This is a genomic window from Luteolibacter sp. Populi (assembly GCF_040801775.1).
GTDB lineage: Bacteria > Verrucomicrobiota > Verrucomicrobiia > Verrucomicrobiales > Akkermansiaceae > Haloferula.
Genome location: NZ_CP161812.1, coordinates 5,867,245 through 5,882,647, shown reverse-complemented (window position 1 = coordinate 5,882,647; position 15,403 = coordinate 5,867,245). Strand labels below are relative to the sequence as shown.

Sequence of the window (15,403 nt, the reverse complement as noted above, 5' to 3'; positions counted from 1 at the left end):
GCGTATCAGGGGAGAGGTTCGGTGGGAGCTTCCAAGCCCAGTCCGGCAAGCAAGCGCGTGGTGTCCGAGACATCGCCGATGAAGCGTCGCAACGGTGCCGGCTTCAGTTTCACCAAGGTCGGCGCGGCGATAATCTGGTCCTTCGCTGCCAACTCCGGATGCTCGCGCAGGTTGATGATCTCCAGCCGGTGCCGGCCAGCCAGATGCTCCGTGCAAAAGCGCCGGACATTCACGATCGCCCGGGTCGATTGCTCGGTAGTACCGATCACGTAGAGCCGCAATACGAAGGTCTCACCGGCCTTCCGCGCAAGCGCGGCTTCCATCGGCTTGTGGCTATCATCGGGTGGCGGAGGACCGATCATGGGCGGCTCCTACTTCACCGGCTTGAAGTCGAGGCCCACCAGCACCCGTTCCTCATTGGAGAGATCCCCGATGATTTTCTTGATCGGCTCCGGTAGCCGCCGTACCAGGGTCGGCACTGCCAGGATCTGGTCGCCCGCGGCGAGTTGCGGCGTCTTGAGCAAGTCGATCAATTCGATCTTATACTGCCCGGCCATGTGGGTTTCGCAGATCCGCTTCAGGTTCTCGAAGGCGGTCACCGACTTCTCGGTCTGCCCGGCCACATAAAGGCGCAGTTGATAGGTAGGCACGGTCCCGCGCGCGGGCTTCGGAGAGATTGTGGATTCCTTCATCGCTTTCCTTTCTTCGCAGGTTCGGCGGTTTTCGCATGACCGCGCTTGCGGGCCATGGTGTCGCTATTCTGGGTTGCACTCTCAAGCCGGGCAGCTTCTTCCGCAATCGAGAACTCGACCTCGGACGCCTCCGATTCTAATTCCGCCTGCAGAGCCATGATCTGGGACTCGATCATCTTCCGCTTGGTCGCCAGTTGCCGCATCTTCCGCTCGTGGTCCTGCATCCGCCGCTTGCCCTCGGCGAACTCCTTAGCCTCCTGGGCTACCCGCGAGGCTCCGGTCAACACCCCGTCCGGACCCAGGTAGACGTCCATCATGGTGATGCCGTCATCATTGAGGACGAACTCGCGGATCTGGTTCGAGTGGGACATGCCGCGCGCCTTCAAGACGTAGATCGTCCGGTTGCGCTCACCGTTCATCTCGTGGTTCCGCAGCAGCAGCCACACGTCCATCAGCGAGGAGACGCCGACCTGCGAATCCTCCGGGGAACTCTCCGGGCTGCCGGTGGTCAGGCTGCTGAAAATGGCCGTGATCTGGTGCTTCTTGAGATAGTCGATCAGTCGCATCAGGGTCGGTTTCACATCTTCCCCGTCGCGCTCGAGGGTAAGGTTGCTGATCGGGTCCACCCCGACCACCGCCGGCTTGAATTCAGCGATCAAGTCGTGCATCGCCACCAAATGCTGCTCCAGCCCCTGTAGCGTCGGTCGCGAGGAATGAATTTGCAACAGGCCCTTCTTCACCCAAGGTGCAAGGTCGAGGCCGATCGAGCGCATGTTGCGCAGGATCTGGTCCGCGGACTCCTCGTAGGCGAAGAGGATCGCGCGCTCGCCGCGCTTGCAGGCCGCATTAACGAAGCTGGCGGCAATGCTGCTTTTGCCGGTGCCGGGCGAGCCCGAGACCAGCACACTGGAGCCGCGGAAAACGCCCCGGCCGCCGAGCATTTCATCCAGCCCGACGATTCCCGTGGGGATCCGTTCCGCCGGGGCGGCATGGTTGAGCGTCAGCGAGGTGATCGGCAGCACGGAAATCCCGCGCGAACCGATCAGGAAAGGATACTCGTTGGTCCCGTGCTCGGAGCCGCGGTACTTCACCACCCGCAGCCGCCGCGTGGAGATCTGGCCGGTCACCCGGTGGTCCAGCGTGATCACGCAGTCCGCCACGTATTCCTCCAGCCCGTAGCGGGTCAGCGAATTCTTACCGGTCTCGCCGGTGATCACCGCCGTAATCCCACGGTCCTTCAGCCAGCGGAACAGCCGCCGCAATTCCGCCCGCAAGATCGCGTGGCTCGGCAGGCCGGAGAACAAAGCTTCCAGAGTATCCAGCACGATCCGTTTCGCGCCGATGCTATCGATCGCATGGCCGAGGCGGATGAAGAGGCCCTCCAGGTCATATTCGCCGGTCTCCTCGATCTCGCTGCGCTCGATGTGGACGTGATCGAGGATCAGCTTCTTCTGTGCGACCAGCTTCTTGAGATCGAAGCCCATCGAACGGACGTTGTCCGTCAGCTCTTCGGAATTCTCCTCGAACATCACGAACACGCCCGGTTCGCCGAATTCGGTCGCGCCGCGCACTAGGAACTCCATCGCCAGCATCGTCTTCCCGGCCCCGGGACTGCCGGATATCAGGGTCGGACGCCCGGCGGGCAGGCCGCCGGAAGTGATCTCGTCCAGACCCTGAATGCCGGTGCGGGCCTTGGGAATTCCAACAGCTTGGGTAGATGGTGTGCGTGGGGGCATGATCTAACGGTGCCCACCGTGGACCCGATCCGCCGGATGCCAAGTCCTGATTGTAATCGAATTCACGACCTTCGCGTTTTTTTGGATTCGCCGCAAATCCTTGAAACTAATCCGCTTGGTTTGACCAATACATGACTTTTTGCAACGTTGGGAGCTTGCGGGAATTTGGTCCCGCCGAATTCCCTCCGACGCCCCGCGTGAGCCTCTTCCGAATAGCCTACTTCAGCGGTGAGACCGTCCGCTTCACCCGTGTGGAACTCGAGCAACTCCTCAAGCAGTCCCGCGACCACAATGCGCGGGTCGGCATCACCGGCATCCTCCTCTACAAGGACGGCAATTTCTCGCAGGTGATCGAGGGTGAAGAGATTCCCGTCCGCGAACTCTTCGAGAAAATCCGTCACGACCCCCGCCATCGCCGGGTGATCCCTGTAATCGAGGAGCCGATCGACCAACGCGATTTCGCGGACTGGACGATGTCCTTCCGCGATCTGGACGAGGACCCGGCAACCATCGCGCCCGATCTCCAGTGGTTCCTGCACAGCCCTTGGGCGCACCTCGATTTCTCGCAGCACTCGGAGACCATCCGCGGCTTCCTGCGGGCTTTCACCTCGGCGACCGCCTAGCCATTGATGATCTCCCCGCCATTCGGGTGGAGGACTTGGCCGGTCATGTAGTTCGCCGCGGCGCTGGCCAGGAAGACGTAGCACTCCGCGCATTCCCATGGCTCCCCCGCCCTACCCAGCGGGCTGTCCGAACCGAAGCTGGCGACCTCGTCCGCCGGGAAAGTGGCAGGAATCAGCGGTGTCCAGATCGGCCCGGGGGCCACTGCGTTCACGCGGATCTTGTCCTCGGCCAGTTGCCCGGCCAGCGAGCGGGTGAAGGCGACGATGGCACCCTTGGTCGCGGAGTAGTCGAGCAGTTTCGGGCTCCCGCGGTAGGCCGTCACGGAGCTCGTGTTGATGATGCCAGCATCCGGGGATTGCTTCAGGTGCGGCAGCGCCGCGGCGCTGAGGTAGAACATCGCGAAGATATTGGTGCGGAAGGTCTCTTCCAACTGCTCTTGGGAGATATCGCGGATCGACTTCTGCGGGTGTTGTTCCGCGGCGTTGTTCACCAGGATGTCGAGCTTGCCGAAAGCCTCTACTGCCGCGGTCACCGCATCCTCGCAAGCGGCCTTCGAGCCGATGTCGCAGCGATGCAACAGGCAGCGGCTGCCCTTGGCTTCAATCAGCGCGGCAGTCTCGCGGGCATCCTCATCTTCCTCCAGATAGACGATGGCAAGGTCCGCTCCCTCCCGGGCGAAAGCCACTGCCACCGCCCTGCCGATCCCGGAGTCGCCGCCGGTGACAAGAGCCACCCGCCCTGCAAGTCGGCCGCTGCCCAGAAGATCCGGGTTCTCGTATCGGGGGGCTGGCTTCATCTCGCTCTCGCGCCCCGGCTGCCGGTCCTGATGCTGCGCCGGGCGCTGCGGATGCTCTTCGGATTCTTCCTTCGATTTGTTTCCCATGGCTCCTCCGCCATCGCAATCCGCGGGCCATGCACACATGGTGCCGGGAGAAGGGTGCCCGCTACGCCGGTCGGGCCCGGGAGCGCGGACTTCAGTCCGCCCGACGGGTCTGCAATGGACCGGCGCTGGCGCTCCGGCATCCCTATGCAGATTGCCAAGCGGGATCGCGCAGCTTGCACCGGCTTGCGCCCTCTAACCTTGAATACCGCGACGCTTCCGCCCGGGCACTCCGCTTGCTGGAAGATGGGTCCGGCACGACGCCGGACACAACCCGACACAAGATCATGAATGCCACCGACGAATGCATCGAAGTCTGCAACAGCCTCCTGCGCGGCGAACTCTCCGCGATCGAAACCTACACCCAAGCCATCGCCAAATTCGACGGCGATCCGGAACGCCGCGCACTGGAGGCCATCCGCGACGACCATGAACGCAGCGCCGACCGCCTGCGGGATCACCTCGCCGACATGGGCGCGACCGCGGCGACCGATTCCGGTGCCTGGGGCAGCTTCGCCAAGGCGGTGGAAGGCAGCGCCAAAGTTCTCGGAGAATCCCCGGCCCTGGCCGCCTTGGAACAAGGTGAGGAACACGGCATCGACGAATACGAGAACGCCCTGCGCAATGCCGACGTGATGGAGGAGATCAAGACCGTGATCCGCGGTGACCTCCTGCCAGCGTTGTCCGAGCACATCGCCACCTTGGGGCGTTTGCGAAACAAGTGAGGGAAGCGTTGGACGCCTTGGGCGATTCATTTCGCCCAAGGCGTCCCCAAGCCTGCAAAGATTGCAGATTTCCAGAAGAAAGTCGCAAGTCCAAGGAGTTGATGGTTTACTGAGCTTTACAATGTTGCGCGGGGATTTGCCCGAACTGCATGAGCTTGGAAACCCACATCACCATTAATCCCATTCGCAACGCCAGACCCACGCCCTCCGATAACAAATCCGCGGATAAACGCCTCACGCAGCGGATCGTCAGGGGCGTTCAGAAAGGAGGAGCCGATGGATGACCGCGCCCCGTCCCGCGGTGCCTCGGGCGGATGGATGACCTCCGTGCCACTGGTCATCGGGATGATGGTCATGGCGCTCGGCCTGACCGTGATCGTCGGCTGGCATGCCCGCCTGCCGGCGCTGATCCAATTGCACCCGGACTTCGCACCCATGAAGTACAACACCGCGCTCTGCTTCCTAGGGGCAGGCGGGGGGGTACTGGCGATCGCCTTGAGGGCCCGCCGCGTGGCCTTGGCCTTGGGAAGCATCGTCGCGCTCGTGGGTTTGCTCACGCTGGCTGAATACGCATTCGATAGCGACCTCGGGATCGACCAGTTGCTATTCCGCACCTACATCTTCACCCAGACATCCCATCCCGGAAGGATGTCACCGGTCGCCGCGCTGATATTCTCACTGTCGGGCTTGGCCCTGATCGCGGCGGGTTCCTTCCACCTGCGGGGAAAGGGGCGCTTGGCGAGCGGCCTGCTGAGTTCATTGGTCATCGCCTTGAGTTCGATCGCCATTCTCGGCTACGTCACCGGCCTAACAGGTACGTACGGATGGGGATTGCTCAGCCGCATGGCTTTGCACACGGCCTTCGGATTCCTTGCACTGGGCTTGGGGATCTTCGTCATCGCTTGGCGGGAGGAGTTGGCCACTGCGAACCGCTCACCGCGCTGGCTACCGGTTTCCACCAGTCTGGCAGCCCTCTGTGCAACCATCCTGTTATGGCACGCGCTCACCGTGCGCGAGCAGGAGGAAATGCAGCAGGCAGCCCAAGCAAATGCCGTCAGCGTCAAGAACGAGATCCTGGCGCGCTTGGGCTCGGAGATGCATTCGCTCAGGCACATGGCCCGGCGTTGGGAATACTCCGGCCAGCCAACGCGCGAAGCGTGGGAAGCCGATGCAATCGCCCACATCGGCGATTCCGAGGGTGACGCAGGCATCGCCTGGGTTGATCCGGAGCTACGGGTCCAGTGGGTGGTTCCGCAGGCAGGCATCATCCTGGCGAGAGGCAATGAGGAGGCGGGCGAGGAGCAACGGAAGTCCTTCGAAATGACCCGCGACGGGCGTGAGCCACGGTTCACCCGCCCGATGGACTTCCTGCACGGCGGCACGGGACTCTTGGCTTCGATGCCGATTTATCGCCAGGAACGCTTCGAGGGGCTGATCGTGAAGATCATCCGCTTGCCGGAGTTCCTGGATGCCACGCTGGGAAAGGATCTGGCAGCAGGCTACGCCATCACCCTCTCCGCGGGCGGTGAAGATTTTTACCAGCGCCCGGAGGGGGCACAGCCCTCGCCGGAGCAGGCGGTGGCGGAAGTTCCGGTCGGAATCCACGGGTCGGCCTGGGTCGCGCGGATCTGGCCGGGGAAGGAACTGCTCGCGGCGCAACGCTCCCACTACATCGAGGCGGTCGTGATCCTGGGAGTGCTGGCATCCGCGCTACTAGGTTTATCGGTGTATCTGGCCCAAGGGGCGATCACGCGGTCACAGCAGCTCGCCGGGGCCAACTTGGAATTGCAACGCGAAATGGCCGAACGCGGACGCGCCGAACAAGAACTCCAAAGCAGCGAGCGGCGCTTCTCCAGCGCCTTCGAGCACGCGTCCATCGGCATGGCCCTGGTCTCGCCGGACGGCCACTGGCTCAAGGCCAACCGCGCGCTCTGCCAACTCATCGGCTACGCCCCGCAAGAGCTCTACGTCAAAACCTTTCAGGACATCACCCATCCCGACGATCTGGATGCCGATGTCGGTCATATGCGGCAGATCCTCGCGAACGAAGCTCCTTCCTATCAGATGGAGAAGAGATATCTCCATAAGGAAGGCCGCGTGGTGTGGGTGCTCTTGAGCGTTTCCCTGGTCCGGGATGGCCGGGATCAACCCATGCATTTCATCTCCCAGATCCAGGACATCACCAAGCGCAAGGAGGCCGAAACCAAGCTCGGCACGATGCACAAGGAGCTGCTGGAAGCTTCGCGCCGCGCGGGCATGGCGGAGGTAGCCACCAGCGTGCTGCACAACGTCGGCAACGTACTCAACAGCGTGAACGTCTCCTGCTCGCTGGTCGCTGCCAAGGTGCGCAAGTCGCGCGTCGGCAGCGTGGCAAAGGCCGCCGATCTGCTGCACGAACACTCGGGCGACCTGGCGGCGTTTTTCACCAGCGACCCGCAGGGTAAGAAGCTGCCGGATTTCCTCGGGAAGCTGGCCGCGCGGCTCTCGGAAGAGCAATCGGAAGTCATCGGGGAACTCCAATTGCTCGGCAAGAACATCGACCACATCAAGAACGTCGTCGCGATGCAGCAGAACCACGCCAAGGGTTCCGGCGTTACGGAGACCGTCAGGGTGACGGACCTGGTGGACGATAGCCTCCGCATGAACGTCGATGCCCTCCTGCGCCACCAGGTGCATGTGACCCGCGACTACGGCGAGGCACCGGAGATCACCGTGGAGAAACACAAGGCGGTGCAAATCCTGGTGAATCTGATCCGCAACGCGAAACAGTCCTGCGACGAGTCGGGCCGGGCCGACAAGCAGGTGACCGTGCGGGTCACCAACGGCGACGATCGCGTTCGCGTGGCCGTCATCGACAACGGCGTCGGCATCGCGCGTGAAAACATGACCCGCATTTTCGCGCACGGTTATACCACGAAGCCCGAAGGCCACGGCTTCGGCCTCCACAGCGGGGCCCTGGCAGCCCGGGAAATGGGCGGATCCTTGGCGGTCCACAGCGCCGGCCCCGGGGCAGGCGCGACGTTCACCCTGGAGCTGCCGCTCGGTCCCCGCGCGAACCCCGAACCCAAGCCATGAACGCTCCGCACCCCGCTTCCTACCGGATCCTCGTGGTGGATGATAACCAGGGGATCCACGAGGACTTCCGGAAGATCCTCGGTGGCGATCCGGTCGGCGACGGCTTCGAGGAGGACGATGCCGCCTTCTTTGGAACGCCTGCGCCCGAGCCGACCAAGGTCACCTTCGACTTGGACTTCGCATCCCAAGGTCTCGAGGCCGTGGAAATGGCGGCGGCCGCCACCTGCGCAGGCCGGCGCTATTCGGTCGTCTTCATGGATGTCCGCATGCCGCCCGGTCTGGATGGCATCGAGACGACCTCCCGTTTGTGGAAAATCGATCCGGAGCTGCAGGTCGTGATTTGCACCGCTTATTCGGACTACTCGTGGGAGGAGATGATCGGACGCCTGGGCCACACCGACCGTCTTCTCATTCTCAAGAAACCCTTCGACATGATCGAAGTCGTCCAGTGCGCCCACGCGCTCACGAGCAAGTGGTCCCTGCAGCAGCAAACGCGCCGCCATGCCGAGTCGCTCGAGCTGGCGGTCCGCGAGCGGACCTCCCAGCTTGAGACGACCAACAAGCGCCTGGAGGAGGAGGTCGCCGAGCGGCGTCGCAGTGAGGAAGCGCTCCGCTTCACCCAGTTCTCCGTGGATAACGCTCCCGAGGCGATGTTCTGGGCGGCACCCGATTCGCGCCTGGTTTATGCCAATGCCGCGACCTGCAAAACCTTGGGCTACTCCACGCGGGAACTTCAGGAGCTCAGCGTCTCCGACATCGTTCCGGAGATCGGCGGAGACGCTTGGCCAGCCTTCTGGGAGTCCTTGCAGGCCGCCCGCCACCGGACCTTCGAGGCCCGGCATCGGGCGAAGGATGGCTCCGAGATTCCGATCGAATTCACCGCCGCACTCTTCACCTTCGACGGCAAGGAACTGCTCTGCGCCTCCGCCCGCGACATCACCATCCGCAAGCATATCCTCGCGGAGCTTTCGGCCGCGCGCGATGCCGCACTCGAATCCGTCCGGATGAAGGGCCGCTTTCTCGCGAATATGAGCCATGAGATCCGCACGCCGATGAACGGGGTCATCGGCATGGCGGAACTCCTCCTTCATACCAATCTCGACCGCGACCAGCGCGACTACGTCGATACCGTCCGCACCAGCGCCGACTCATTGCTGAACCTGATCAACGACATCCTGGATTCCTCGAAGATCGAATCCGGAATGCTCAACTTCGAATTGCTCGAGTTCGATCTGGGAGATGTCGTCGAGGGCACCTTGGACATCGTCGGCGGCGTCGCCCGGAACAAGGGCCTCGAACTCGCCGTCCACATCCACGAGGGCGTGCCTTGCCACCTGCGGGGCGATGCCGGCCGCCTCCGCCAGGTGCTGATGAACATCCTCGGGAATGCCGTGAAGTTCACCGCCCGCGGAGAGGTGGCCCTCATGGTCACCTTGCTTGAAGAAACCGAAACCGCGGCACGCCTGCGCTTCGAGGTCCGCGACACGGGAATCGGCATCGCGGAAGAACTCCGCCAGCGGATCTTCGAACCCTTCGTGCAAGCCGACGGATCCGAAACCCGCAAGTATGGCGGCACCGGCCTCGGCCTCAGCATCTGCCGCCAGATTGTCGAGGCACAGGGGGGCGAGATCGGTGTCGACAGCGAGCCGGGGCAAAGCTCGACGTTCTGGTTCAACCTCGCTTTCAGCAAGCATGCCGCCCCGCCGCGGCAGCTTCCCCGCAGCCTCGATTGTCCGCCGAACCTCCGCGTGCTGGTGGTGGACGACAACGCGACCAACCTCAAGATTCTCCAACTCCAGCTTTCCAATCTCCAGATGCGGCCCTGCGGCGTGGCAAGCGGGGATGAGGCCCTCGGCTTGCTCCGCCGCGAGAGTTCCGGAGCGGATCCCTTTTCCCTGGCCATCGTCGACATGCAGATGCCCGGCATGGACGGGCTGACGCTGGCCCGCCTGATCAAGTCGGAGCCGGCGATCGCCCCTACCCGTCTGATCATCCTCAGCTCGCTGGGCGATCATTTCGCCGATCGCGAACTCGCTGCGGCAGGCGTGGAGGGACATCTCGTCAAGCCGATCAAGCAAGCGCGTTTGCACGAGGCCTTGTGCGCCTTGTTCTACCGCCCGCTGCCGCAGGTCCGGACGGAGGAGGTCGCCGCGCCGGAACCCGCGAGGGAGAAACCCGGACCGGCGCTGCCGCTGCGGATCCTCCTGGCGGAGGACAATCCCGTGAACCAAAAGGTGGCCCTTCTCCAACTCCGGAATCTCGGCTACGAGGCCGATCTTGCGGGCGACGGCGCCGAGGCTCTCGAGATGCTCGGGAGAATCCCCTACGACGTGATCCTGATGGATTGCCAGATGCCGGTCATGGACGGCTTCGCCGCCACCCGCGAGATCCGCCGTAGCTATCCCCATCCGGTGCGGATCATCGCGATGACGGCGAATGCCATGCAGGGGGACCGCGAGCGATGCCTTGAAGCGGGAATGGACGCCTTCCTCAGCAAGCCGGTGCGCGCCGCGGACCTGGGCCGCGCCTTGCAAGAGTGCAAGCCGCCGGGCACTTCCGCCAGCCCGTCCCCGCCCGCCGATCTTTCGAGCGCCCCCGCCGCCCCGGTCAACCTTGAGCGCCTGCTCGAGGTCACCGGCCACGACACGGAGATGTTCCGCCAGATCGTCCACGATTATCTGGAGCAAGCCGAGGAGATCCTCTGTTCGATGGTTCTCGCCATCGAGGGCCGCTCGGCCGACGGCATCCGCGACCTCGCCCACAAGCTCTGCGGCTCCAGCAACTCGTGCGGCATGGAGGCGATCGTTCCGCCCCTGCGGCGGCTGGAGCAACTCGGCAAGGCGGCACAATTCGACGCAGTCCAGGAGTCCTATCAGGACGCGGTCCGCCAGCTCAACCGGATCCGCCGCTTTCTTGTCAGCCATCTCGCCGACCTTCCACCGGCATCTCCATCAAACTCATGAAACATATCCTTATCACCGACGACGACCAGTTCCTGGCCAATGTCTGCCGCCGAAAATTCGAGGAAGCGGGCTTCACGGTCAGCATCGCCACCGATGGCCATGCGGCGATTGAAGAACTCGTGCTTCGCCCGCCCGACGTGGTGCTGCTCGATCTGATGCTGCCGGAGATCGACGGCCTCGGGGTCCTGCGCTTCATCCGTTCGCGTGAAAAGCTGCGCGGGCTACCGGTCATCGTCGTCTCCAATCTGTCTTACTTCTCGGGCGTGGTCCAAGCCGCTTGGCAGGCAGGCGCGACCTACTTTTTCAACAAGGGCGATTGCAGCCCCGCCTCCCTCGTGGAGACCGCCCTTAAAGTGACGGCACATGGCGATGCGAACCTACCGGTTCCTGCCTCAGTCGGAACACCCACGCGTGCCGCCGCCGGACCTCCTCCCTTGCCACCGCAGGAGCGCGAGAAAAAGCCGGCAACTCCTGCGCCGCCGGCCGCGGCGGTTTCAGCCGGGCCTCCCCCTCCCCGCAGCCCGGGAGGGCGGCAGCCGGCCCATATCCTGATCGCCGATGATGACCGGGTGATCCAGGGCGTGCTCACTTTCTTCCTGAAACAGGCCGGGTTTATCGTGAGAGCCGCCAACAATGGCCAGCAAGCCCTCGATATGGCCAAATCCGAGCCGCCCGACCTCCTGGTGCTGGACGGCAGGATGCCGGAGCTCGATGGATTCGAGGTGCTCAAACTCTGGCACCAAATACCCGGCCTGACCAAGGTTCCTGTAATCATGCTCACCTCCGAGATCGATGATTCGATGAAGGCGAGCGCACTCGGGAGCGGGGCTGTCGCTTATCTGACCAAGCCCTTCAGCCCCGACGATCTGGTGGCGAGGGCAACGCAGCTTACCGGCGGAGGCAGCTAGGGCAGTCGGTCTCGTCCCGATCCGCAGCCATCCGGAAAAGTGGAGCATAGGAGATTCGAACTCCTGACCTCGTCATTGCGAACGACGCGCTCTACCAACTGAGCTAATGCCCCTTTCCCTCGGCAGGGCCAACGCCTTACAGGAGCCAGCGCCGGAATCAAGGGCAATTTGAACCACCGCCGTGCGCCGGATCAAAGCGGCTGCTTGGCTAGCCAGCCAAATGGCCCTTCCGGACATTCAAGCTTTGCCAAGTGCCGGGGGAATTCCGTAGTGTCGTGCATGCAAGTGCGTTGGTTTTGCCTCCCTGCCGCCCTCCTCTCCGTGGTTGCGACCTCGTGCAAGAGTACCGACAGCGGCGTTGGCGGGACATCGAGTATCACCGGGCCCTTCGACGCCCGCGGGAATTACGTGGAAGCCTGGGCCGACAATCCTTCCAAGTGGCGCAAGGGTTCCGCGGAGATCGTCGAGGCCCAGCCCGACCGCCCGGCAGCCGATGTCCCGGTGGTGCCACCCGCGATCATCGCCGCCAACGCGACCCCGAAGCCGATCTCGACCACGACCAGGACGATCATCCGCAAGCCGACCCCGACTACCGTCTCGAATTCCAAGACCAAGCCGAAGTCCTCTTCGACCGCAAGTTCCAGCAAGAGCAAGTCCAAGCCGGTGGTCGTGAAGCCCAAGACCACGCCCAAGAAGCAGGTCGTCAAGGTCAAGCCGAAGGCCAACCGCTACACCGTGAAGGCGGGCGACAATCTCAACGCGATCGCCAAGCGCCACGGCACCACCGCCAGTGCCGTCCAGCGTGCCAATGGCCTGAAGAGCACGAACAGCATCATCCGCCCCGGCCAGTCCCTGACGATCCCGAAGTAAAAAGGTGGTCCGGAAAGGTGGTCCGCACAGTCCTCTGTGCGGCTGAATGGTCCCTCGATCCGGTCCATTCTGGCGGAACCATGCCGCCCTGAAAGCTGCATTCCCGTATCTGCTACGGCGCACCGCAACGTCCCCAACAACGGACGGCTCTTCCCCTGGGAGCGCGGAGCCACCCGGCCCGCAGAATGGTCCCACGCTGCTTTGCTCACGAAAAGGCGGGCAGCAAAGCGACGGCGCTCTCCGTGCCGGGCGCGTCGTGTCCGGTGCAGCGTGGGACCGTTCTGCCGGGCGGTGCCCGGCGGTCCCAGTGGGCCGTCCGTTGTTGGCGGCCTTGGGATGGCGCGCTGCTTAGCGATCCCGTCCCATCATCCGGTTGGTGTCCTCGACCGTCAGGTTCTGGAGCTGCCAAGGGATGACCTGGGGGGTGGTATAGACGCGGCGGCGGATGTCGGTCTCGGCGTCGGAGACCTTGCCGATGCGGTCGCCGCCTTCTTCGTTGGCGCGGCCGGTGCGGTAGTCCTTGGTGCCGTAGTTCGCTGTGCTCTCGCGGGCGGCGACGGCGCTTTCGTTGGCGGACTTGCTGCCGAAGCGGGAGTCCTTCTTGAAATTATTGCCGTCGGTATTTCCGGCGTAGACTTTGGTGGCGTAGTCCTTGTCACCCCACCAGGACTTCTTGCGAAAGTCGCCGGCGTTGTACTCCTTGTTGTCCCACTTGCCCTTGAACTCGGGGTTGTCGCGCTTGAAGCCGGCGAACTCTTTGCGGCCCTTGTCGGAGCCGCTGCTCGAGCCGTCGGGGTTCATGGAGGTATTCCGGGCGCTGAAGCGTTCCAGGATCTTGCCCTCGTCGTTATCGCCGGGTTCCCCCGACTTCAGGCGGAAGCCCTCGAACGGGGTCGGGACTGTGACTTTCCGTGGCCATCTTGGCGGCGGGAAGATCGCTGCCGCCGTCACCGAAAGCACCGCAGGCCGTCAGGAAGAGGGCGGGTGTGATGGCGAGCAGGCGGGCTGGAATCCTCATGGAGGCGGGGACGTTGGCAAGTTGCCGCGGAGAGGGCAATGCGGAAATCCTAACGGGAAAGGCAGAGTGCCGAGTGATCAGTGAGCAGTGATCAGTGATCAGTGAGCAGTAATCGGTGATCGGTGAGCAGTGATCAGTGGAAAGGCGGAAGGCGGAAGGCAAACATCGAACATCGAACGTCCAACATTGAACATCGAAGTGTTTAGACCCGGAAGAGGCCGCCGCGTTTGCCGGCTAGGGCGGCGGCACCAGTGATGGCGATGGCGAGGAAGACCATGGCCCAGACTCCGAGGGCGGCGGCGAGTTCGTGGCCATTGCCGAGGGAGGAGAGCAATGTGTAGATGGCCTTGGTGATCGGGTAGTGCTCGGTCTGCTGGGCGAGGATCAGGCTGTCGCTGACCTCGAGCATGGCGAAGGCGAAGGCGAGGATGCAGCCGGCGGCGAGGTTGGCACCGATCAAGGGCAGGGAGACGCGGCGGAGGGTGCGGAACCAGCCGGCACCGAGGGAGCGGGCGGCTTCTTCCAAGGCGGGATTGCTCTGCTGGAGGCCGGCGACGGCGGAGCGGACGACATACGGCAGACGTCGTACGGCGTAGGCGACGATGAGGAGGGCGGCGGGGTTGTTGTTCGGGCCGATGAGGAAATGCAGGGGGCGGCCGGGCTGGGAGAGCGCGAGGTAGCCGAAGGCGAGGACCAGGCCGGGGACGGCGAGGGGGAGCATGACGAGGGCATCGAGGACGGCACGGCCGCGGATCTTGCTGCGGACGATGACCCAGGCGATGGCGATGCCGAGGACGAGATCGATGAGGGTGGCCCCGGAGGCGTAGACGAGGCTGTTCTTGATCGATGGCACCACGACCGGATCGCCGAGGGCGTCGGTGTAGTGCTTGAAGCTCATCACGATGGGAGTGACCGTTTTATACCAATCTTCCGAGAGGGAGAGCAGGATGACACCGAGGTGCGGGAGAGCGGCGAGGGCGAAGACGGAGGCAAAGATGATGGCGCAGCCGAGGCCGCGCATGCCGGTGAGCTTCTGCTCCCCGCCCCTGCCCTTCGGGCGCGGCTGGGCACCGGAAGTCTGGCGGCCGAAGAGGGCCTTGGTAATCGCGAAGACGACGGCGGAGATGACGAGGATGACGGCGACCAGCGCGTAGGGCGCGGGGTTTCCGGTGAGGTCCTTGATACCATCGAAGACCTGAACAGGGGCGACGCGGGTGTAGTCGAAGACCAGAGGCACGCCGAGCTCGGTGAAGGCCCAGACGAAGACGATGGCGGAGCCGGCGAAGATGCCGGGCATGGCCAGGGGCAGGGTGATGCGCCAGAGGCGGCGGGCGGGCGTGCAGCCGAGATTCTCCGCGGCCTGCTCCATGGCGGGGTCCAGATTGGACAGGGCCGCGCTGATATTCATGTAGAGGATCGGGTAGAGGTGCAGCGCATTCATCGCCACGATCCCCCAGAAGCGGCCGCGCGCCAGCCAATCGACCGGGGCGGCGGGGTTCATGAATTCGAGGTCGATGAGCAGGGCATTGAGCGAGCCCTGGACGCCGAGCATGTGCTTGATGCCGATGGCGCCGACGAAGGGCGGCAGGACCAGCGGGATGAGGATCAGGATGCCGAGCACGCCGCGCCCGCGGAAGTCATAGCGGTGCGCGAGCAGCGATAGGGGGAAGGCGATGAGGAAGGTGGCGATGGTGCTGGTCACGCCGAGCGCGAGGGCATTCCAGAGGCCCTCGCGGTAGACGGGATTCCGGAAGACATCCCCGATGAAGTCGAAGGTGAAATTCCCGTCCGGGGTCTTGAAGGCTTCCCCGATGACGGAGAGGGCGGGGTAAATGAAGAAGACTGCGAAGAGCGCGGTGACGAAGGCGGTGATGCCGAGGGCGGCCTTTCTATTCACGGGCGACCTCCTTCC

The 15,403-nt window shown here is 63.8% G+C and carries 12 protein-coding genes and 1 tRNA gene; 6 read left to right on the top strand and 7 right to left on the bottom strand.

Features of this window, described 5'->3' with window-relative positions; translation table 11 throughout:
• Positions 1–5 precede the first annotated feature (5 nt).
• The 3 genes from ABWK72_RS23910 to kaiC are packed head-to-tail and all read right to left on the bottom strand — an operon-like array spanning position 6 to position 2,428.
• The gene (locus tag ABWK72_RS23910; RefSeq protein ID WP_367872093.1) at positions 6–362 is read right to left on the bottom strand and encodes a circadian clock KaiB family protein; all 357 of its coding nucleotides are present in this window, start codon (positions 360–362) and stop codon (positions 6–8) included.
• Between the two features lie 9 nt (positions 363–371).
• Positions 372–692, bottom strand: coding sequence for a circadian clock KaiB family protein (locus ABWK72_RS23905; protein ID WP_367872092.1), 321 nt, complete (start codon positions 690–692; stop codon positions 372–374).
• Positions 689–2,428: a circadian clock protein KaiC gene (kaiC, locus tag ABWK72_RS23900; RefSeq protein ID WP_367872091.1), complete on the bottom strand. Its 1,740-nt coding sequence runs from the start codon at positions 2,426–2,428 to the stop codon at positions 689–691. The genes ABWK72_RS23905 and kaiC overlap by 4 nt, the downstream gene beginning before the upstream one ends.
• Positions 2,429–2,625: 197 nt before the next feature.
• On the opposite strand from kaiC, the gene ABWK72_RS23895 reads away from it, so the two are divergent.
• Positions 2,626–3,051 carry a BLUF domain-containing protein gene (locus ABWK72_RS23895; RefSeq protein ID WP_367872090.1) on the top strand — a complete coding sequence of 142 codons (426 nt, stop codon included), beginning with the start codon at positions 2,626–2,628 and terminating at the stop codon, positions 3,049–3,051.
• Here ABWK72_RS23895 and ABWK72_RS23890 read toward each other — a convergent pair.
• A complete protein-coding gene (locus tag ABWK72_RS23890) occupies positions 3,048–3,935 on the bottom strand; it encodes an SDR family oxidoreductase (protein WP_367872089.1) in 888 nt (295 codons plus the stop codon). The genes ABWK72_RS23895 and ABWK72_RS23890 overlap by 4 nt on opposite strands.
• A 284-nt stretch (positions 3,936–4,219) precedes the next feature.
• Between ABWK72_RS23890 and ABWK72_RS23885 the strand changes: the two genes are divergently transcribed.
• From ABWK72_RS23885 to ABWK72_RS23870, 4 genes are all read left to right on the top strand, one after another.
• The gene (locus ABWK72_RS23885; RefSeq protein ID WP_367872088.1) at positions 4,220–4,657 is read left to right on the top strand and encodes a DUF2383 domain-containing protein; all 438 of its coding nucleotides are present in this window, start codon (positions 4,220–4,222) and stop codon (positions 4,655–4,657) included.
• 318 nt (positions 4,658–4,975) lie between these two features.
• A complete protein-coding gene (locus tag ABWK72_RS23880) occupies positions 4,976–7,732 on the top strand; it encodes a PAS domain S-box protein (RefSeq protein WP_367872087.1) in 2,757 nt (918 codons plus the stop codon).
• A complete protein-coding gene (locus ABWK72_RS23875; protein WP_367872086.1) occupies positions 7,729–10,695 on the top strand; it encodes a response regulator in 2,967 nt (988 codons plus the stop codon). Before ABWK72_RS23880 ends, ABWK72_RS23875 begins: the two co-directional genes overlap by 4 nt.
• Positions 10,692–11,603, top strand: coding sequence for a PleD family two-component system response regulator (locus ABWK72_RS23870; RefSeq protein WP_367872085.1), 912 nt, complete (start codon positions 10,692–10,694; stop codon positions 11,601–11,603). The genes ABWK72_RS23875 and ABWK72_RS23870 overlap by 4 nt, the downstream gene beginning before the upstream one ends.
• Before the next feature lie 40 nt (positions 11,604–11,643).
• Here the strand turns inward: ABWK72_RS23870 and ABWK72_RS23865 are convergent.
• Positions 11,644–11,716, bottom strand: a tRNA-Ala gene (locus tag ABWK72_RS23865).
• Positions 11,717–11,882: 166 nt separating this feature from the next.
• Between ABWK72_RS23865 and ABWK72_RS23860 the strand changes: the two genes are divergently transcribed.
• Positions 11,883–12,473 (top strand): LysM peptidoglycan-binding domain-containing protein, encoded by a 591-nt coding sequence (locus ABWK72_RS23860; protein ID WP_367872084.1) that lies wholly within the window; start codon positions 11,883–11,885, stop codon positions 12,471–12,473.
• A gap of 348 nt (positions 12,474–12,821) precedes the next feature.
• Here the strand turns inward: ABWK72_RS23860 and ABWK72_RS23855 are convergent, their stop codons facing one another.
• A complete protein-coding gene (locus tag ABWK72_RS23855; RefSeq protein ID WP_367872083.1) occupies positions 12,822–13,274 on the bottom strand; it encodes a hypothetical protein in 453 nt (150 codons plus the stop codon).
• A 419-nt stretch (positions 13,275–13,693) separates the two neighbouring features.
• A complete protein-coding gene (locus ABWK72_RS23850) occupies positions 13,694–15,388 on the bottom strand; it encodes an ABC transporter permease (protein ID WP_367872082.1) in 1,695 nt (564 codons plus the stop codon).
• Positions 15,389–15,403 lie beyond the last annotated feature (15 nt).

Excerpts from the sequence above, each read along its gene's own strand:
- ABWK72_RS23885 (WP_367872088.1), top strand. The coding sequence starts at position 4,220 with ATGAATGCCACCGACGAATGCATCGAAGTCTGCAACAGCCTCCTGCGC.
- ABWK72_RS23875 (WP_367872086.1), top strand. The coding sequence starts at position 7,729 with ATGAACGCTCCGCACCCCGCTTCCTACCGGATCCTCGTGGTGGATGAT.
- ABWK72_RS23905 (WP_367872092.1), bottom strand. The coding sequence starts at position 692 with ATGAAGGAATCCACAATCTCTCCGAAGCCCGCGCGCGGGACCGTGCCT.
- ABWK72_RS23855 (WP_367872083.1), bottom strand. The coding sequence starts at position 13,274 with ATGAACCCCGACGGCTCGAGCAGCGGCTCCGACAAGGGCCGCAAAGAG.
- ABWK72_RS23910 (WP_367872093.1), bottom strand. The coding sequence starts at position 362 with ATGATCGGTCCTCCGCCACCCGATGATAGCCACAAGCCGATGGAAGCC.
- ABWK72_RS23870 (WP_367872085.1), top strand. The coding sequence starts at position 10,692 with ATGAAACATATCCTTATCACCGACGACGACCAGTTCCTGGCCAATGTC.
- ABWK72_RS23880 (WP_367872087.1), top strand. The coding sequence starts at position 4,976 with ATGACCTCCGTGCCACTGGTCATCGGGATGATGGTCATGGCGCTCGGC.
- ABWK72_RS23890 (WP_367872089.1), bottom strand. The coding sequence starts at position 3,935 with ATGGGAAACAAATCGAAGGAAGAATCCGAAGAGCATCCGCAGCGCCCG.
- kaiC (WP_367872091.1), bottom strand. The coding sequence starts at position 2,428 with ATGCCCCCACGCACACCATCTACCCAAGCTGTTGGAATTCCCAAGGCC.
- ABWK72_RS23860 (WP_367872084.1), top strand. The coding sequence starts at position 11,883 with ATGCAAGTGCGTTGGTTTTGCCTCCCTGCCGCCCTCCTCTCCGTGGTT.